Origin of the sequence: Tolypothrix campylonemoides VB511288_2, from assembly GCF_045999855.1 — a bacterium.
GTDB classification, from domain to species: Bacteria; Cyanobacteriota; Cyanobacteriia; order Cyanobacteriales; family Nostocaceae; genus Scytonema; species Scytonema bouteillei_A.
The window spans coordinates 270310-291065 of record NZ_JBFPMW010000010.1 but is presented as its reverse complement, the minus strand read 5'-3'; the positions used below and the strand labels follow the sequence as shown (position 1 = coordinate 291065).

Here is a 20756-nt window from a genome sequence, read left to right as displayed (position 1 = left end):
CTTTCTTTGCTTCGACGGGGAGTAGGCAGTGACCGACAACCATTAGCCATTAGCCAGTCTTCCATTAGCTTTTTATAGTATTAACCAATTAGAGGCGTACAATAAACAACAAGTGCAATCTACAGACTACAAAGAGCGAGAAGCACTTGCGATTCGCTCTAAAGTATGAAGAGAGCCACTTTACAAGCCGAGTGAAAAGATCGAGAGTACATCTTCCTATGAATATGAAAGAGAAATCTGCCGATACGGAACAAAGAGGAGCCGATAAGGTAGAAATAGCAATTCGCCTGGACTCTGAGTTACTAGAGCAAATTCAGCATTTAACCAACGACCCTAGTAAAGTGATTGAAGTGGCAATTCGCCAATGGCTGAGGGGTGACACGCCAAGAGATGATGAACTCACACGCACGCCTGTACGCAAACCCTTACCCCCTCGAGGTGAGTGGAATGACTGAGATGAAAAAACATAGAGAATTTAGAGAAAAATCATAGTGAGAAGGTTAAAAAAATGTAAAATTTTACATACTAAAATTTAGAACAACCTAAAACTAAATCTCAATTATGCTACAGCTGTAAAAATTTATGCCAAACTTTATGCAGCGACTAGCCAAGATTTATTAGGTTGCCCTTGATATGTATCCAACTCGAGCCATGAGTATTACTGCTAACTCTCAAAGGTCAAATATATTGACACAAAATTCGGACACCACTACCAGTAACACTAATGGCTTTTGGGCAAATTTAGGAGCCGAGTTGGTGTATACGCAAGAGAGAACGGGACGTTATCTAACTTTTTACTGGCAACACAGCGAAAAAGTTGGGATAAGCCCGGAAACGTTGCTTGATGATTCCAATGCAGAGCAAGTCTTCGCTCCAAAGGATGAAGTTGCCTATTTGGAAAAGTTGCAGCAGATTTTGACAACTTTGGTACCACAAAAATATCAATGCTGGTTTAGCTACGGTCAGCAGTTGTTTGAGTTGGAGTTGACCATCAGTCCCATTATGTCTTCTGTGGGCAGTGTCCCAACAACTGTTTTAGTGATGGGACGACTCTTGCAAGAAGTGACAGCAAGTCAACCGGAAAACTTAACACCTCAAAAACCTGTAGTCTTCAATTCGGTGTTGCGTTCCCATCGCCACCACAAACTAATCAATCAAATTACCAGAAATATCCGGCGTACATTAGACCTCGATATTATTTGGCAGCAAACAGTGGATAGTTTGGGGAAAGCGTTACAACTAGAACGTTGTATTATTTGCCCGTATCACGCGTCTAGCACTAAGGTACAGATAACAGCAGAATACCACCAGTCAACTAGAGGTTCGATGCTGGGCTTGGAAATAGATTTTGATTCTGAGTCTGGCTTTGCGCGGGCAATTTCAACTTTGCAACCAATTTTGATAGAATCGCCCGAACATCCTCAACTAAAGCAGCAAAAAATGCTGGTGATTGCTACGTGTTATCAGGATCAACCCAATGGGTTAATTGCTGCAGTTCTTCGCGATTCATGTTGTCTGCTCACAGCAGACGATCTTGAACTGGCAAAGGATGTTGCCGATCAACTTGGGACGGCGATCGCTCACGCAACTTTATACAAAGAATTAGAAGCAGCACGTCAGGAAGCAGAACAAGCGACTCGCCGCATTCGAGATTTCCTTGCCAATGTCACTCATGAATTGCGAACGCCGCTCAACGGTATTATTGGCTTCTTAAAACTGATTTTAGAGGGTATGGCAGATGACCCCGAAGAACAGAAGCAGTTTCTCCAAGAAGCACACAAATCCTCATTATATTTACTTGATATTATTAATGATATTTTAGATATTGCCAAAATCGAAGCAGGCAAAATGGAATTGGAACTGCGTTCGGTGACTTTAGATGAATTATTTAGTGATGTAGAAAATTTTATGCGCCCTCAAGCAGAGGGGAGAAATCTCAGTTTCCGAATGCAAAGACCAGCCACGTCAGATGAAATTATTGTCCAAGGGGATTACCAGCGCTTAAAGCAGGTCATGTTAAATTTAATTGGAAATGCTATTAAATTTACCCACGAAGGGGGTATCACAGTCAGCGCTGATGTTGTTCGTAAAAAAGTCACTTTCCAAGACCGACAGTTACCCGGTATGGTGCGCGTGCGTGTAGCAGATACGGGTATTGGAGTATCCTTAGATAAACAAGACAAACTGTTCCACTTGTTCAGCCAGGTCGATGGTTCTCGTACCCGTCAGTATGGAGGTACGGGTTTGGGGCTGGCGATCTCTCAAAAGCTTGTTGAGGCGATGGGGGGTGAAGTCAATTTTTACAGCCTGGGTGAAGGGCTTGGCTCAACAGTCACCTTTACAGTTCCGCTATATCAGCAACCGCTCATAATTTCCACCTCGGATGGCGACCCGCAAGATTAGGAATTTTAGATTTTGCGGGAAGTTGTCAGGAGCGTTTCCCTCAGGAGCCAACTTTTATTCAATAAGTTGTCTTTTAAGGTAGCCTAATATGGCGGCTCGCACGTAGATTAAAGAATTACGCTCAAACGCGCTTCTAATGGAACGAACTTAACACCGGGCGTTAGGTCTGTACAGCTTTACCCACTCGTTGGTAGTTTTGTCCGAACTTTTAGAAGCGGTAAAGCTCTAATAAAATCTAGTAAGATTGTCCTAGTAGCAGTAGTAAAAATGAAAAATAAGGAGTGAGTTTGTCGTAGCAGCTTCCTAGCACCGTTACAATCAAATAGCCGGCTCCCTATTTTTAAGTTACGAGGTTTAAAACTATGGAACTCACAGTTGACAATGTTGAAACAGTTTTAGATGAAATGCGTCCCTACCTCATATCTGATGGCGGTAACGTGGAACTTGTAGAACTTGATGGTCCCGTTGTCAAACTGCGGTTACAAGGTGCTTGTGGTTCTTGTCCTAGTTCTACCATGACTCTCAGAATGGGTATTGAGCGTCGCCTTCGGGAAATGATTCCAGAAATTGCAGAAGTGGAACAAGTGATATAGTGACTGGGGATTGGAGATTGGCGACTGGGAAGGATTGGTTATTGATTGTCATAAGAGCTGGATGGGTTGACTTAAATGTGTCGTGACCTATGTAGTAGGCTAATGAGTTAGAACCCCATATTGCTAATAACAATTCCCCATTCCCAATCCTCAATCACCTATGTCTCATCCCCTTTACGTCGCTTTTATTTGGCATCAACACCAGCCGCTGTATAAATCTCCTGACAGCGGCGTTTCGCTATCAAATTCCCAACAATATCGTTTGCCTTGGGTGCGTTTGCACGGTACTAAGGATTACTTGGATTTAATTCTGATTTTGGAACGCTATCCCAAGTTGCACCAGACGGTGAATTTGGTGCCATCTCTGATTTTGCAACTGGAAGATTACGTTGCTGGCACTGCTTTTGACCCTTATTTGGAAGTGAGTTTGACACCAGTTGAACAACTCACTGACACACAACGAGATTTTATTATACAACACTTTTTTGATGCCAATCACCACCATTTGATCGACCCACATCCCCGCTATGCCGAGTTGTACTATCAACGACAGAATAAAGGACAATCTTGGTGTTTTGCTAATTGGGAATTGCAGGATTACAGCGATTTGTTAGCTTGGCACAATTTAGCGTGGATAGATCCTCTGTTTTGGGACGATCCGGAGATTGCGGCTTGGTTGAAGCGAGGTAAGAATTTTACTCTGGGCGATCGCCAGCGAATTTACTCCAAACAGAGAGAAATTCTCAGGAGAATTGTCCCTACTCACCGGAAAATGCAGGAAACGGGTCAGTTGGAAGTCACAACATCGCCCTACACTCATCCTATCTTACCCTTGCTAGCTGATACCAACTCCGGACGTGTAGCGGTGCCTAATATGACACTACCAGAGGCTCGGTTTCAGTGGGCGGAAGATATTCCCCGGCATTTGCAAAAAGCGTGGGATTTGTACGTTGACAGATTTGGGCAGGCACCGCGTGGTTTGTGGCCCTCAGAACAGTCAGTGAGCCCGGAAATCTTACCGTATATTATTAATCAAGGTTTTAAGTGGATTTGCTCAGATGAAGCTGTTTTGGGATGGACCCTAAAACACTTTTTCCATCGCGATGGAGCAGGTAATGTTAAAGAACCAGAATTGCTGTACCAACCATATCGCTTGCAAACTCCAGTGGGGGATTTGGCGATCGTGTTTCGAGATCACAGATTATCAGATTTAATTGGCTTTACCTATGGTGCAATGTCTCCCAAACAAGCAGCAGCAGATTTGGTAGGGCATTTACAAGCGATTGCGCGGATGCAAAGAGAAAAACAACCAGAACAACCTTGGTTGGTTACCATTGCTCTAGATGGTGAAAATTGCTGGGAATTTTATCCTGAAGATGGCAAACCCTTCTTAGAAGCTCTGTACCAGAATTTTACAGACGAACCACACCTAAAACTGGTCACTGTCTCAGAATTTATCGAAAAGTTTCCCCCAAGAGCAACCATACCAGGAGAAAAACTGCACAGTGGTTCTTGGGTTGATGGTAGCTTTACGACTTGGATTGGCGATCCTGCGAAAAACCGTGCTTGGGATTACTTAACACACGCTAGGCTAACATTAGCCAGTCACCCAGAAGCAACAGAAGAAAATAATCCCGAAGCATGGGAAGCTTTGTACGCAGCAGAAGGTTCTGACTGGTTTTGGTGGTTTGGTGTAGGGCATTCTTCAAATCACGATGCTATTTTCGATCGCCTGTTTCGAGAGCATTTGTATGGCATATACAAAGCTTTAAATGAACCCATCCCCTCATATCTTCGTCAACCAGTAGAAAACCACGAAGCACTATCAGATCGCCGACCGGAAAGTTTTATCCATCCCGTCATTGATGGTAAAGGTGATGAGCAAGACTGGGACAAAGCCGGACGTATCGAAATCGGTGGAGCAAGGGGTACAATGCACAGCAGCAGCCCCATTCAACGACTTTGGTATGGAGTAGATCACCTCAATTTTTATTTACGGGTAGACTTTAAAACAGGTGTAAAACCAGGGCAAGATTTGCCACCGGAATTGAATTTACTGTGGTTTTATCCAGACCAACCCATGAATAACAGCCCAGTTCCCCTAGCTGAAGTTCCCGATATTGCACCAGTGAACTACCTGTTCCACCATCATTTGGGAATTAATTTGCTGACCCAGTCAACTTATTTTCGCGAAGCAGGAGAACACTATCAATGGCATCCCCGCTTCAGTCGAGCGCAAGTTGCTCTAAACAATTGTTTGGAGATAGCAGTGCCTTGGGCAGATTTGCAAATTCCACCAGATTATGCCTTGCGCTTGGTGTTGGTTCTTGCGGATGAAGGGAGTTACTGCGCCTACTTTCCAGAGAATGCTTTGATTCCCATTGAAGTACCTTAGAGGTTATCAAGAAACGCCTCCTCTCCCTCGTTCCCAGGCTCCGCCTGGGAATGCCTTCTGTTCCTGTATTCAGTCAATTGAGTTTGAATAATATATTGGCTACGTTTTCACCTAATTTTTCAATAGATTCCTGTTGTTTGGAGTCTTTTAAATTGCCATCAACATCAAACGCTTCGTAAGCTTTAGGTAAAGCAACTTGATCCGGAAGTACCAAGACTTTGATATTTCCCAAGATAGCTCGCAGGTGTACCAATCCCCGCAGTCCACCGAGTCCACCTGGCGAAGCACTCATAATAGCAGCCACCTTTCCTGCAAATGCAGCTAATGGAGCTTCATCAGGCGAAGGACGAGATACCCAGTCAATGGCATTTTTTAAAACTGCTGTTAAAGAACTGTTGTATTCCGGTGAAGCAATCAATAGTCCTTGATGAGAAATGAACAAATCCTTCAATGTTCTGGCATTTGCTGGTAAACCTTCTTGAGCTTCCAAATCCTCATCAAAAAGAGGTAGTGGCAAGTCGCGTAAATCAATGTAAGTTACCTCTGCACCTGCTGCTCTAGCACCAGTCGCCGCAATTTTTACAAGTTTTTTATTGTAAGAATCAGTGCGGGTACTTCCAGCAAAAGCCAGTATTTTCGGTGTATATGCCATAGCTACTGGTTATCTTGATTTCAATGAGAGTGGTTGGACAGATTGTTCCGATGAGATTATACTCCTAAATTTTACTATTTGTAGAAAAATCTTTTTGACGAATTAGAAAAACGCGTATAATGAATGTTTTACCTCAACTCCCTTTTAATCTGATGAACGGCTCTTCACCAGAAGTACTTAAGTCCCATGCTGAAATTTTACAACGGACTCAGCTGGGTCAACTGTGCGGTACTAAACAGCTATTTCGCGATCGCTACACAATACTGAGGATTTTAGGGAAAGGTGGTTTTGGTGTCACGTTCTTAGCCAGGAATGCAGTGTTACCAGGACAACCACTCTGTGTGATTAAACAACTTTGTCCAAAAGTTGACAATGTTAAGAGCTGGAAACGTGCCTGCTATCGCTTTGAAAAAGAAGCAAAAACATTGGCTCAATTAGGAAGTCACTCTCAAATTCCCATGCTTTTAGACTACTTTGAAGTCAGTGGGGAATTTTATTTAGTTCAAGAATATGTTAAAGGTTTTAATTTAGCACAAGAAGTTCATCGAACTGGTCTATATAGTGAAGAGGCAGTGAAAAAACTTTTGGGAGAATTGCTGCCAGTATTGCGCTACGTACATAACAATCATGTCATTCATAGAGATATCAAACCTCATAACTTACTGCGATGCCAAGATGACGGACGTTTAGTGCTTATTGATTTTGGTGCTGTTAAGGAAGAGTTGGTGTTAAAAGATGGAACACCAACGGATGCACCAGTAAATACCAATTTTATTGGAACGATGGGATTTGCTCCACCAGAGCAACTTTCTTTGCGTCCGGTTTATGCCAGTGATATTTACGCACTAGGTGTAACTTGTCTTTATCTTTTGACTGAAAAATTACCTCTAGAGTTTGAGTACGACATCAAAACAGGCGAAATTCATTGGCAAAAAGAGGTCAATATTAGCGCTTATTTTGCTCAAATTCTAGAGCGAATGCTTAAACTTTCCTTAGAAGAGCGATTCCAATCAGTTGATGATGTTATTTGGGCTTTGGAGATGGAAAACCATTTGCCCTCCTTGACTGACTGTTTAACAACTCAAAGATTGGGAGTTAACGATCGCACTACCAGCCAAGAACCAGAATACTTGACGCCTACAGAAAAAACTGCAAGAGCGATTCGCGATTGGCAAACAAAGTTAAAAGCAAGAATGGTAAGTGATTAGTTTAGTAATTAGTAGTTGCCATTTTTATACCGCTTACTACCAACCAATAACATTTATAAAATGTTATGAGATTCAAATTTTTTTCAACAGAGATTTCGTATAAGATAGAGGATAATTAATCCTTATAAAAAATTCAGGGATAATTTAGCATAAATTATTACGCAATCGCGTCCTTTTGGTGATGATCTGCTGTCTCAATCCTGATTGCCCAAATCCCCTGAACAAGAGTGGAAGGACGTTTTGCCAAACGTGCAACACCCCACTAGTTCATTTGTTACGAAATCGCTTCCGCGTTACAGGTGTACTGTCTGATGAAGGAGGATTTGGTAGAACATATTTAGCAGAAGATATTGATAAGTTAAATGAACTGTGTGTTATCAAGCAACTTGCTCCTAAAGTCCAAGGAAATTGGGCGCTAAAGAAGGCGATGGAGTTGTTTCAAAAAGAAGCTGAAAGATTGCAGGAACTGGGAGAACATCCTCAAATTCCCACTCTGTTAGCTTACTTTGAACAAGATAACTATTTATATTTGGTTCAGCAATTTATAGACGGGCAAAACCTGTTAAAAGAGTTACAACAACGGAGAGCGTATAACTCTCAAGAAATTAAAGAAATTTTGTTAGACTTACTACCCGTTCTGAAATTTATACATGAGCGAGGAGTGATTCACCGAGATATAAAACCTCAAAATATTATCCGTCGTCGAACTTCTCAAACAACAACAGGAAAAGTTTTTCATCATACTTCCACTAAAGCCAAGAAAATGGACAGTTTGGTTCTGATTGACTTTGGCTCTGCAAAGCAGTTCACGGCAAAAGTACAAATGAAAATGGGAACTTCCATTGGTTCGCAAGGGTATTCCCCCATTGAACAAATTAGAGATGGTGACGCTTATCCAGCTAGCGATTTGTTTAGTTTGGGCGCAACTTGCTTTCATTTACTAACTGGAATTTCTCCTTTTAAATTATGGACCGAACACGGATATGCCTGGGTTAAGAATTGGCGAGAATATGTCAAAAGTCCAATAAGCCAGGATTTAGAGCGGGTGTTGGATAAACTATTGCAAAAAGATATTCAGCAGCGCTACCAATCTGCTGATGAAGCTATAGTAGATTTAACATTAAAGCAGCAAATACTACCACCACTGCATCCTGCGGGTGCTCCTACTCCTTCTGTCGTTGTACCTCCTACTCAAGCACCATCAAAACCAAAACCATACATTTTTCTCAGAAATTCTCTCCTTGCAGGAACAGCTGTATTAGTGTTGGGTTCGGGAGAGTTTTGGTACAAGCAATTTCGCCGTCTTGAAATCAAAATATCTTCTAGTATCAGTCAACCCGATCGCAACATAGCGAATCGAGATGTCACTGTCAAAACTCGCGAGCTATCCCCGCTAGGTCGTTTTTCTCTAGTCTCAACTGTAACCGGATATTCCCACCCCATTTTAACTGTTGCTATTAGCCCAGATGGAAAAACGATTGCCAGTAACAGCGAGAGTGGAATTAAACTATTAAGTTTAATAACAGGACAGGAAATCTCGACCTTACACGGTCACAGTAGTACAGTAAACTCCCTGACTATTAGCTCAGACGGACAAACTCTTGCTAGTGGAAGTGAGGACAAAACTGTTAAAATTTGGAACCTGGCGACCGGTCAAGAAGTCCGTACACTTACAGGGCATTCCAACTCAGTTCGTGCTCTTGCCCTCAGTCAAGATGGTAAGGTTCTTGCAGTTGGCAGTGATGACAACACTATTAAACTCTGGAGTTTAGTAACAGGAGAAGAAATAAGCACGCTAGTAGGACATTCTAACTCGGTTCGGTCTGTCATTTTTAGTCCCGATGGTAGAACTGTGATTAGTGGTAGCTATGACAAAACAATTAAGTTATGGAATTTAGCAACCGGAGAGCAAATTCGTACCTTAGAAGGACACTTGGGTAAAGTGACTGCGCTTGCAATCAGCCCAAATGGTAAAATCCTTGCTAGTGGAAGTTCTGACAAAACTATCAAATTATGGAATCCGGAAACCGGAGAGCAAATTCGTACTTTATTTGGTCATTCCGATAAGATAACCTCTATTGCGATCGGTCTAAATGGCAAAATCCTTGCTAGTAGCAGTTTGGATAGAACTATCAAATTGTGGAATTTAGATACGGGACAGCAAATTCGCGTTCTGCTAGGTCACTCTGATAGTGTTCTTTCCATCGCCTTTAGTTCAGATGGAAAAACTCTTGTCAGTGGTAGTGAGGATAACACTATTAAGATTTGGCGAGTTTCTCGTTAATTTTTTGACTACGTCACTCTTACTAATATGGAACTGTGTTAAGAAATCCGGAATCCTACCGATCCAATCGGTAACTACATCATATTCCCAAAAAAGTAAGATGTCTCCGATCTTAATATCGGAGCAATATAAAAGCAGCGTAACGTGGAATTTGCAATGTCTTTAAAAATAACTGACACAAACATTAAAGTTATGACTGGTGCGGCGATCGCGCTTTTGGGATTTGCAGGAATGTGGTATTGGCCATCACCTCCTGCAGCAACCAGTGCGTCCTATCAACCCAGCCAAGCTCAAACCAAACCCCTCTTAAAGTTTACTGAGGCTTTCACTCTTAAAGGTCACACTAATTCAATTTTGGCAGTTGCTGTTAGCCCTGACGGACACACGCTTGCTAGTGTCAGTGCGGACAAAACTATCAAGTTATGGAACTTAATGACTGGAGAAGCGATTGGCGTTCTCAGAGGTCATTCTGATTGGGTTAATTCTGTCGCCTTTAGCCCTGATGGCAAAATGCTTATTAGTGGAAGCACTGACAAAACCGTTAAAATCTGGAGCGTCAGTACTCAACAAGAGATACGCACTCTCAGGGGACATTTAGCTTCAGTACAGTCTGTTGCCATTAGCCCCGACGGTCTAACTATAGCAAGTGGAAGCTGGGATCAAAGTATTAACTTGTGGAACTCAGCCACAGGAGCAAAAATTCGCACTCTTAAAGGGAGCGGCGACGTTGTTAACGCTGTTGCCTTTAGCCCGGATGGTAAAATTTTGGCTAGTGGTAACTATTTTGACAATAACATCAATCTGTGGAATACGTCAACAGGAAAAGAGATCCAAACTCTTTCAGGGCATTCTGATGCTGTTTATTCCCTTGCATTCAGCTCTGATAATCAAAAACTGGTCAGTGGCAGTTGGGATCAAACTATCAAAATTTGGGATCTCAACACCAGAAGAGAAATACATACACTCTCAGGACATACAGATAGAGTTTGGTCTGTTGCTATAAGCCCCGATGGCAAGACTCTTGCTAGCAGTAGCTGGGACAAAACAATCAAAGTTTGGAATTTAGCGACAGGACAGGTCATAAATACACTGACGGGACACACAGATAGAGTTTGGTCTGTTGCTTTTAGTCCGGATGGTAAAACTCTTGCTAGTGGGAGTTTTGATAAAACAGTTAAGATTTGGCGGTTGGTTCAGTGAAAAGGAATTGGCGAGTTTGGGTTGGGGATTAGTTCTTCCCCCTTGTCCCGCTACTCCCGATCCTCTAAAACACGGTCAACCGATAAGTACCTCGTTCTCGTGGATTTGCTGAGATAACAACTACATAGTACGTACCATCTTCAGGTAACTTGGCTCGGTCAATCAATGCACTGTACCTTCCATTCTTGTTATTGTCTGTAGCGACAATTTTTCCTTGGGAATTCAACAAGACAATGTAAGGGGAAAACTGTTCAAAGACACTGTCAGCACGTATGCTCACAAGTTGGTCTTTTTTACCCTGAAACTTCGATACATTATAAGGGCTGCCACTTTTTCTTTGAATTGGGCTGTTCTGGGTTAATTCTTCGGAGCGATCGAGACTGTAACTCGCTCTATCATTTCTCAGAGCCAAACTGTATCGCCCCGTATCTCCAGGATTGCGACTGGTAACAGCGATCGTGTAGTGACCCGTTCTTGGCAATCGGACAAAAATAAATGCGTCTTTGACTCCTTGAGGATTCACCTCTTCACTCCCTCTAGTCAAAAGCACGTTATTATTAGAATCGAGCAAAAACATGAAGGGGTCTAGATTCAAGTTGTTTGTACGACGCCGATCTGCACTACCACTTAGCCTAATTTGAACCAGTTGGTTTTCTCTACCTTCAAACTGGTAGAAGCGGTAATATCTACCCTGTGATTGATAATCTCCTGGAGCCAAAACACCGAATGCAATATCTACAAAGTTAATTTCTTGAAAATTTGGTGTTCTGGATGGGGAAACAGATGAAGAAGCTGTTGTTGTTGGCTTGGCGCTTGCTGGGCGCGTGGGTGTCGGGTTACCCTGTCGTGAAGGTGTGGCGCGATCGCCTGAAGGGCTTGGTACTGGAATAGCAACACCCGTGCCAGGTGAAGTGGCAGTTGTGTTAGTGTTAGAGGGTTGCTTTGGTGTCGTCGAGACGGTCGGTTTTGAAACCGTTCCAGTCTCAGAAGGATTGGATTTTGGGGTGGAATTTACAGAGTTGGAAGTTACATCTGGAGGTAGAGGTGATTCAATAGGTTCTTTTGCTTGTCGGGGTACCGATTGTTCGGCTACCGGAATTTGCTCAATTCCTTTTTCTACAGCGACTGGTTGTCTCTCATCGGCAGGTTTGGCAATTAAAAAGGGTTTTGAGTGTAGGTCATTTGCTAAGACCTCGATTGGAAAAGCATAATTTGTAATCAACAAACTACTACTCATGCAACCACATAAAACCAATTTTAATGGGTTGGCAAGTTGTTTGTTGCTTGTTTCTACCATCTTTGGGCTACTCCTGTTGATTGAAACATTGTACTCAGGGTAGATTGACACCGTACTATATTTCACCAACAAAATACTTTAGTTAATCTGCTGATTTACTGATATAGATTACTGTTGCTTGGTACCTAAAAAAACATCAAAAACACAACTTCTATAAATCTTTACACTAGAGATGCTTTTGTTTATCTATATTAAAGAAGCTTTCGTATCTTTCTTAACAGATGAAGATGTTACCATCAAAATATGGAAAAACTAATGTAGAGAATGACATGGCACGTCACTACGAAAATAGTAGACGATGCAAATGAATTTATGGAGATGTCTGGTATCAATCTTCGATATTTTTTCCTTAAACCCAAACTGTCCACTTATGGATTCCCAGTATGCTCTGCTGCCTGAATCCCGATTGTCTGAGTCCCCTAAATCCTGAGGATAGCACGCTGTGCTCTAGCTGCGATACACCATTAGTACCGCTGCTAAGGAATCGTTATCGTGTTATCAAAGTATTGTCTGATGAAGGTGGATTTGGCAGAACTTATCTTGCTGAAGACATAGATAAGTTGAAAGAATTGTGCGTAGTCAAGCAGTTTGCACCAAAAATTCAAGGAACAAGTGCTTTAAAAAAAGCAGTTCAGCTATTTCAAGAAGAAGCACAGCGATTGCAGCAACTCGGAGAACACAATCAAATTCCCCATTTATTGGCTTATTTTGAGGAGAATAATTATCTATTTTTAGTACAACAATATATCGATGGTCAGAATTTATCCAAAGAATTGCAACAAGTGGGAACTTATAGTGAAAGTAACATTCGTGAACTTTTACTAGATTTATTACCTGTGCTCCAGTTTATCCACAAACAAGGAGTCATCCACCGAGATATTAAGCCGCAAAATATTATTCGCCGCTATGGTGATGGGCGATTGGTGCTAATTGATTTTGGAGCCTCAAAGCAACTATCGGTAACAGTACAAACTAAAATTGGGACAACTATTGGTTCCCATGGTTATACCCCTATTGAACAGATGGAAGATGGAAAAGCTTACCCATCAAGCGATTTGTTTAGCTTGGGTGCAACTTGCTTCCATCTCCTGACAGGGATTTCTCCGTCTAAACTTTGGTTGCAACACGGCTTTAGTTGGGTGAATGATTGGCAGCGATATCTCAAAAAACCCAGTAGCAGAGAAGTAACGCTCAGTTCCAAGTTAAGCAAGGTTCTCGATAAACTTTTAAAAGTAGAATTTCAAAAGCGATATCAAGCAGCAGAGGAAGTCCTCAGAGATTTATCACAGCTTTCACCACCACTACCTTCAACCCTACTTGCGGCTAACTCATCACAATCTCAGTTGCTTCCTTCACCGCAATCGACTCTCGAGCTAAGATATCCACTGTTTACAGGTGCTGGGATTGTTCTGTTGGGATTGATAGGAATAAGTGTATATCTTTTTTATTCACCTGGAGTGACTCAATCTTCTAGTGTCAGTCAGCCAAGCAACACAACTGTTCAAAGTTCTCACTCACCAGATACGCTCCGAGGTCACTCCAGTGATGTTAACTCTGTAGCCTTTTCTCCAGATGGACAATCTCTTGCTAGTGCAAGTGACGATCGCACAATAAAAATCTGGAACCTTGCGACTCGACAGACAACCTTCACTCTCAAAGGTCACTCTCAATGGATTTGGGCTGTTGCCTTCAGCCCAGATGGTAAAACTCTTGCCAGTGGTAGTGCAGACAGTACCATCAAACTGTGGAATTTAGAAACAGGACAAGAAATGACCACTCTTGGGGGGCATTCTGGAGGAGTTTCGTCACTTACCTTTAGCCCAGATGGCAGAACTCTTGCGAGTGGAGGTTTGGATAAAACTGTAAAATTGTGGGATTTAACAACGGGAAAAGAAATTCGTACCCTAAAAGGGCACACAAAGGCAACGGCGTCTGTGAGATTTAGTCCCGATGGTATGACTCTTGCAAGTGGAAGTTGGGATAAGACAATTAAACTGTGGAATGTATTAACAGGTGAAGAAGTTAGTACATTTAAGGGACATACTGACTACGTTCTTTCTGTTGCCTTTAGTCCAGATGGTGTCACTCTTGCCAGTGGTAGTAAAGATAAAACAATTAAACTATGGAACATCGCAACAGGAGATGTGACGCATACCTTAACAACACATTCTGATAAAGTCAATTCTGTTGCTTTTCTGCCAACTACAGCTTATAGCAAAAGCTCGAACGTAGCAATCCTTGTAAGTGGTAGTAGTGACAATACAATTAAACTGTGGAATTCTGCAAATGGAAAAGAGATCGAGACTTTAAAGAAGGATTCTGGTTATATTTACTCTGTAACTATCAGCCCAGATGGACAAAGAATTGCTAGCGGTGGTAGTGCTGACAACGTTATTAAAGTTTGGCAGTTGCCGTCTTTAGAGGATTTATACATATCGGGGTTAAAGTGATATGCTGGGAATGGAGCTTTGAGCATTCTGCTTAAAGCTTTACAGGCAAACGCCTTCATCAAGATGATACTGTAGTAATTGATTCCAGCCAAAATCTAAGTCACTTTTTTAGTACGCGGTGTGTAAAATTCCCACGTGCTAAATGCGACCGTAGCAGTAATTCTACTGATGCACTTTCCATTGGTGGAGAAAAGAAATACCCTTGTCCGCGATCGCATTGTAATGCTTTGAGGTGTGTTAATTGCTCTAGCGTTTCTATACCTTCTGCTGTTACAGACATATTTAAATTATGAGCTAAGGCAACGATAGTGCGAACAATTTCTAAATTTTCTCCCCGATTACCTATATTGGTGACAAAAGAACGGTCAATCTTCAGTGTTTGGATTGGTAGGCGGTGTAGGTAACTTAAGGATGAATAGCCCGTCCCAAAATCATCCATGTGCAACTCGACATTCAAAGCTGCTAACTGGGAAAGCAAGGTGTTAGCCAATTCAAAATTATCCATCAGCAAGCTCTCAGTAATCTCCAACTTCAAACTGGATGGCTCGAGCCCTGTTTGTTGCAAAATATCTTTAATCTGTTTAAATATGTGGGGTTGCGCTATCTGTTTACCAGAAAAATTCACGCTAATTGTTAGGGGTTGCAAACTGGGAAATTGTTGTTGCCATCTTTGCATTTGGTGACAGGCTTCATAAAGCACCCATTGCCCTATATTCACAATCATTCCTGTTTCTTCTGCTAGGGGAATAAAATCATCAGGGGAAATCAGTCCTCGTTCTGGATGATGCCAGCGTATCAGTGCTTCAAATCCTATAATTTTGTCAGTTAGGAGTGAAACAATTGGCTGGTAGTAAAGGCGAAATTCCTCTTGCTTCAGGAGTGCGTGTCTCAGAGAAGTTTCTAACTGCAATAGCAAAGATGCACCCTCGTGCATTTTGGGATGAAAGACTTCATAGCGTGCTTTCCCCAGCGCTTTGGCACAGTACATTGCCACGTCAGCATCACGTAATATGTGCGCTGCTTGCTCGTAATCGGTCGTACTCATAGCGATGCCAATACTGGCATTGGTAAATACTCTATTCTCATTCAATTGGAATGGTAGAGCTAGAACTTGTTGAATTGTTTCAGCTACCCGTAGAGCGCTGTTAATATCTTCAATTTCTTCAATTAAGATTGTGAACTCGTCACCCCCAAAACGGGCCACCATATCTCCGGCTTGCAAAACCGACTTCAGCCTATGAGAAATGGCAATCAAAAGTTGATTTCCCAGTAAATGTCCGAGGCTGTCATTAATAACCTTAAAGCGGTCTAGATCTAAGAAGAGTACGGCAAATAAATAATCTTGTTGCTGCTTGCTCCGTTCTAAGGCTAACTGCACCCGCTCCATAAAGAAGGCTTGGTTGGGTAAGCCAGTTAGCCCGTCATGAAGACTGTTGTGTAAGAGTTGTTCTTGCGTGCGTTGACGCTCCATGATGTCTTGTTGAAGTTGCTGATTGAGCCTCATGAGTTCAACGGTGCGCTCTGCTACTAACTGCTCGAGGTGGCAACGGTACTGAATCAATTCTGTCTCGGCTAATTTTCGCTCACTGATGTCACGTAAGATCGCAACATATTGCCGTCGTTGCCGATTAGATGGCTGTGAAACAGTTGATTCCACAATTCGCGAGCCTTGCTTGGTTTTCAAGGTTTGTTCGCTTCTAGCAGGCCATTGCTCTGGTTTACCCTCATAGTAGATTAGGAGTTGATTTAAGTTCTGCCCAAGTAACTGCTCGGCACTCATTTGAAAAAGTTCTTCCGCAGCTGCATTTATTTGAAGAATTGTCCCGTTTTCATCTACAACTAAAACAGTATCGGGAACAGTATTGAGAGTAGTAATAAATAAATTTTTGGCTTGTTGGCGTGCTTCATCAATGGCAGTAATTTGCGGTAAAGTAGTCCAGCCTGCGATCCCAACTCCCAGAAAAGAAAGCGTCACCAGTACAATTGCTAGTAAAGAATTAAAACAATTGCGAGAAACTTTTTCTGCCAAAGTACACACAAACCAACTGCTCGTGACAGTCACGCAAATTAATGATACTAGGACAATCACCTGTAGCACAATAAAGTCCTGGTTATTGTGACTGCTTTGAGTAGAGTAATGCTTCGTCCACCATTTAGGGTATGTTAGCTCAAATTTTAGATGACGTAGCCGTGCATCTCCAACTATCAAAACTATAGGTAATAGTAGTCCTATTAAGAAATATTGCCAATTCCAAGCTAAACCTCCCACCACTAACACTAAGGCTTCTATGAAAAAAAAACCAAGTGACAACCAAGGCCATAAGACTTGCGGTTTGCCTCGACTCAGCCATAATCCCAAATGTAGCCCCATAATCGACAGTAGATAACAAGTAGCTGCTACCGTAACCAGCTGAGATACATTTCCAAAATACAGACAGATCAAACTCAGTAAAAAGGTAACTAAAAGAGCGGGACTCAGAACACCATGAGGAGACACTACTGTGAATATAGGAGAAAGCTGTCCGTCTAGGGCAAGTTGATATAAAATCCTCGGAGAGTTAGAAACTGCTGTAGCACAAAGTAGGAGACAGGAGAAAGTAATCAGTAAGGTCACTAAAAATGAGGCTTGTTGACCCCAAAAAGGCTTAGAAGCTTCTACCAGATTTAAGAACGCATCGTCACCTATTTCTGGGTTTACACTTGAACACATTAATACCCAAGAACCACCTAGAAAAACTGGCACAATTAGCCAAGCCGCTATGGTTAAGAAATTCAAAGTTTTATTGGGCTCGCGGCTATCAGCAACAAAAGAAGAAGTGGTTTCACAAGCATAAATTGAATAACTGGCTAAGAAAAACCACTTTGCCCATTCTCCAACACTCAGACTCGATATATTAGCTAACAGCAACTTAGGACCAGTGCTGGAGAAAGTTGACCATACCACGCCCTGAATGGAAAACAAAAGCAATAATAAAATCGCTGGGATTGCAAAAAATAAATGCAGGACAGCTAAAGTACGAGTGCCACTGAACGCTACGACAAATGAAATAACCGTAAATCCGATTTTGAGTAAGGTTTCCGGACAAGGAATACCTAGAGTTTCAAAATTGACTTTAACTAGGTTGGTGAGGATAATGGAAAACAATGCTGGTGCTGCTGCCCAGCTAAAGTAGTAAGCTAAAGCTGCGTAAAGACCCAAGCAGGGAAACTTATTGAGCAGCCTAGCTGTGTAATTTGGTGTTCCTCCAGCAACATCTGACCACTGTCTACCTAAACTTTGTATCTGCAAGTTCAGTAAGAAAGAGACGATTGTGCCAAAAACCCAAATTAAGATGGCTTTAGCTCCCAGTGCTGCATGAATGACTGGTGCTGTACCAATCCATCCAACGTGTCCCGTTAACCCAAAGCCACAGGCTTCAAGATAACTCAAAGTGCGGGGTAGGCTCATTACCAAGCGATGATTTCTATTTCCCTTCACATAATCATGACTAACCATTTTTTATTAGCTAGAATTATTGAGTTATTAATGGAATTACTTTACAGATAAATGTATCTGTATTTGAGTAAAATCTACCCTTTTCTCAGCTGTTAATTAGACAGGTATAAAATATCCGGCCATTTTGCAATATATTCTATAAGCATTTTTTAGTTTGTGTCCTATTAGGTTTCCTTGGGCGATCGCTGTTTGCCAATCCACACGTCAACGAAGCATAAAATCTCTACTTAGTTTCCAGTCTTCAGGTTCTAATTCTTATTTATAATAGGTATTGGGGTCTTCCACAGGATAAATTAATTAAAAAACACAATAATTCCTACGTAAACGATAGTGATAATTCTTTCTACCGTTTGAGAACTCGGATTTTTCAACTGTGTTCTTAACAAATCTTCACACTTATCTTCACAGGTTACTCATTTTTTCCACATATGGTTGAAATTGGAGCGGTAAGAATTCTAACAAGAAAAATTTAACTCCAAGTGATTTTACTGATTTTATATAAATCTTACGTATAGATAACAAAAAAGTAATTAAGAATATGGTAATATCTCCCATCCAAAACCTAAACCAAGAACTTTACCACAGCTATCTCAAGCTGATTAAGACACTGCTACACTGTTCTAATGGGGAAAAAACAGAGATTCTAAAACTCAACCAACATTTGATAGATGCCCATCTTGTTAACGTTGTACTTGATTTGATACAGACGACACAACAAAGCGCATCTATTCTGTGTGTAGAACTGGCGACAGAAGGCTCGGCGCGACTTATGAAACTGGTTCGTGAGTTAATAGGTATATATGCTGAAACTCCCTTACAAAGTGTATCAACAGAATTTGCTATGGGAAATGTTTACTTGGAAACAAAGCAGTTTTGCAAGGCGAAACAGTCCTACGAGCAAGCTTTAGAAATTTTTAGGAAGCAAGGCGATCGCACAGGAGAAGCGAATACACTCGCACTGATAGGAGACACTTTATATCACCAAGATAATTTTACGGCAGCACTCAAGTTTTACACACCTGCTCGTACAATTATGTTAGAAACAAGAGCAAAACATAGCGAAGCAATACTGCTTCAACAAATGATATCTTCTTGTTATTTTACAAGTCAATATGCTGAAGCTATAAAATTATCGGAGCGACGTTTGGTTATTGCCCGAGAACTTTGTTTGCGTTCTATGGAGGCGCATACTTTATACGCTTTAGCAACTTATTATGAAGCTATAGGCTGCATGTCAGAAGCAGGGGATTGCTACTGGAAATGTTGGGAAATTGCTCAAGAAATAGGTGCTAGCAAATTAGAAATCCAAAGTTTGAAAGGTTTGGGAGACTTTTATCTGAATGAGAATTTGATAGAGGAAGCAATGGATATTTATGCAGAATGCTTGGATATGGCATCTCAAATGGGTTATCTCCAAGTAGAAGCAAATTGTTTGCAATCTTTATCAAAAGCTTACCTTTGTTTGGGAGATGAAGAAACGGCAAGAGAGTACAATCAACAGAGTTTAAAAACCAAACAAACCTTGGATATTTCCTTGGTGGAGCAAATGCTTTAAAACTTGTAAAGTGATGTCGCGAATCGCAAACAGCAAAACTTTCTTCAAATCTCACGCAACCTCTACAAAGGCGCACTCGTCACAAAGCTTCTCTTAAGTAGTCAGGCAAAATTGTTTATATATCTTTTGAAGCTTGAGTCATAATTGCACAAGTGTTTCAGGCAAAGTAGATATAAAGTTAATTTTGCACGGGTACTTAGCATCTTTGGGACGAGTGCAAGAGATAACAAAAGTTTATGCAAAAGGCGTGGAAGGCTCCACTTACCACATTGTTAATCTGTATCTACCGTTTTCTTGTGGTACGGCTGAAATCACCACAACGTAATAAGTCCCATCCTCAGGTAACTTTGCTCTATCAATGAGAGCACTGTACTTGCGATCTTTGTCTAGATCGGAAGCAACAACTTGCCCTTTAGAATTCATTAAGACCACGTAAGGCACAAACTCTTCATAAACGCTCTCTACACGTATACTTACGCGTTGGTCTCTTTTTCCTTGAAATTTAGAAACATCATAAGAGTTTCTATTTTTTTTCAAAGTTAAACTTTCATCTAATTTGGCGGCTTCATCTAAAAGATAGCCGGATGTGTCGTTTCTGAGAGCTAAACTATAGCGCCCTACATCCTTAGCATCTCGGCTTGTGACAGCAATCGTATACCTACCCGCTACAGGCAATCGTGCAAATATGTATGCATCTTTATTTTTTTGTGTAGTTCCCCTACTAACAAGCACGTTATTATCGGGATCGAGTAGAAGAACAAATGGCTCTAGAGCTAAGTTATTGGTGCGGCGGTTATCTGCGCTACCGGTTAACCTGATTTGAATATATTGGTTTTCTTGTCCGTCAAACTGATAAAAATGGTAATGCCTGCCTTTGTATTGATAATCACCAGGAGCCAGAATACCGAGTGCAAAATCTACAAAATTAATCTCTTTAAAAGCGATTCCATTGGATAAATTAATTGGTGAATTTTCTGTGCTTTGTCTATTAGGCTGTTTTGAACCGACCGCAGCAGTACGCTCAACTCTTAACTGAGGATTTGGAGTGGGAATATTTGGTGTATTAGCGCTTGGAGTACGCCCTCCTTGTTGTGGAATAGTATTTTGTGCGGGCGCAGTTGCTGTCCTCGTATTGGAAATTGTCTCTACTTGTGGCTTGGGTCTGGGTGCGGGTGCTGTGGCTGTGTTGGCAGTCTGTGGCTTGGGTTTGGGTGCGGGTGCTG

The 20756-nt window shown here is 41.7% G+C and carries 13 protein-coding genes; 9 read left to right on the top strand and 4 right to left on the bottom strand.

Annotation, left to right across the window (positions count from 1 at the left end; genetic code table 11):
- Nucleotides 1-218 precede the first annotated feature (218 nt).
- The 4 genes from AB0756_RS27215 to AB0756_RS27200 all read left to right on the top strand — a co-directional run bounded on the left by AB0756_RS27215 (nt 219) and on the right by AB0756_RS27200 (nt 5391).
- Nucleotides 219-455: a hypothetical protein gene (locus AB0756_RS27215; RefSeq protein WP_038071865.1), complete on the top strand. Its 237-nt coding sequence runs from the start codon at nt 219-221 to the stop codon at nt 453-455.
- Between the two features lie 196 nt (nt 456-651).
- A complete protein-coding gene (locus tag AB0756_RS27210) occupies nt 652-2403 on the top strand; it encodes an ATP-binding protein (RefSeq protein ID WP_038071863.1) in 1752 nt (583 codons plus the stop codon).
- A gap of 362 nt (nt 2404-2765) precedes the next feature.
- Complete coding sequence (locus AB0756_RS27205; protein WP_038071861.1) at nt 2766-2996, top strand: NifU family protein; 231 nt, start codon at nt 2766-2768, stop codon at nt 2994-2996.
- A gap of 160 nt (nt 2997-3156) precedes the next feature.
- Nucleotides 3157-5391: a glycoside hydrolase gene (locus AB0756_RS27200; protein ID WP_038071859.1), complete on the top strand. Its 2235-nt coding sequence runs from the start codon at nt 3157-3159 to the stop codon at nt 5389-5391.
- Nucleotides 5392-5464: 73 nt separating this feature from the next.
- On the opposite strand, the gene AB0756_RS27195 is transcribed toward AB0756_RS27200, so the two are convergent.
- A complete protein-coding gene (locus AB0756_RS27195) occupies nt 5465-6043 on the bottom strand; it encodes an NADPH-dependent FMN reductase (RefSeq protein ID WP_038071857.1) in 579 nt (192 codons plus the stop codon).
- A gap of 152 nt (nt 6044-6195) precedes the next feature.
- Here AB0756_RS27195 and AB0756_RS27190 point away from each other — a divergent pair, with 152 nt between their 5' ends.
- The 3 genes from AB0756_RS27190 to AB0756_RS27180 all read left to right on the top strand — a co-directional run bounded on the left by AB0756_RS27190 (nt 6196) and on the right by AB0756_RS27180 (nt 10735).
- Complete coding sequence (locus AB0756_RS27190) at nt 6196-7251, top strand: serine/threonine-protein kinase (protein ID WP_038071927.1); 1056 nt, start codon at nt 6196-6198, stop codon at nt 7249-7251.
- 181 nt (nt 7252-7432) lie between these two features.
- The gene (locus AB0756_RS27185; RefSeq protein WP_038071855.1) at nt 7433-9535 is read left to right on the top strand and encodes a serine/threonine-protein kinase; all 2103 of its coding nucleotides are present in this window, start codon (nt 7433-7435) and stop codon (nt 9533-9535) included.
- A 156-nt stretch (nt 9536-9691) separates the two neighbouring features.
- Nucleotides 9692-10735 carry a WD40 repeat domain-containing protein gene (locus tag AB0756_RS27180; protein WP_038071854.1) on the top strand — a complete coding sequence of 348 codons (1044 nt, stop codon included), beginning with the start codon at nt 9692-9694 and terminating at the stop codon, nt 10733-10735.
- Between the two features lie 64 nt (nt 10736-10799).
- Here the strand turns inward: AB0756_RS27180 and AB0756_RS27175 are convergent, their stop codons facing one another.
- Nucleotides 10800-12032, bottom strand: a complete 1233-nt coding sequence (locus AB0756_RS27175) for a pre-peptidase C-terminal domain-containing protein (RefSeq protein ID WP_038071853.1) — start codon at nt 12030-12032, stop codon at nt 10800-10802.
- Between the two features lie 383 nt (nt 12033-12415).
- On the opposite strand from AB0756_RS27175, the gene AB0756_RS27170 reads away from it, so the two are divergent.
- The gene (locus AB0756_RS27170) at nt 12416-14482 is read left to right on the top strand and encodes a serine/threonine-protein kinase (RefSeq protein WP_038071852.1); all 2067 of its coding nucleotides are present in this window, start codon (nt 12416-12418) and stop codon (nt 14480-14482) included.
- Nucleotides 14483-14582: 100 nt separating this feature from the next.
- Here AB0756_RS27170 and AB0756_RS27165 read toward each other — a convergent pair whose 3' ends face one another.
- Nucleotides 14583-17978 carry an amino acid permease gene (locus AB0756_RS27165; protein WP_050045272.1) on the bottom strand — a complete coding sequence of 1132 codons (3396 nt, stop codon included), beginning with the start codon at nt 17976-17978 and terminating at the stop codon, nt 14583-14585.
- 538 nt (nt 17979-18516) lie between these two features.
- On the opposite strand from AB0756_RS27165, the gene AB0756_RS27160 reads away from it, so the two are divergent.
- The gene (locus AB0756_RS27160; protein WP_038071851.1) at nt 18517-19533 is read left to right on the top strand and encodes a tetratricopeptide repeat protein; all 1017 of its coding nucleotides are present in this window, start codon (nt 18517-18519) and stop codon (nt 19531-19533) included.
- A 261-nt stretch (nt 19534-19794) separates the two neighbouring features.
- Here the strand turns inward: AB0756_RS27160 and AB0756_RS27155 are convergent.
- Nucleotides 19795-20756 (bottom strand): PPC domain-containing protein (locus tag AB0756_RS27155; RefSeq protein WP_408104024.1); only part of this gene is annotated, 962 nt, incomplete at its 5' end.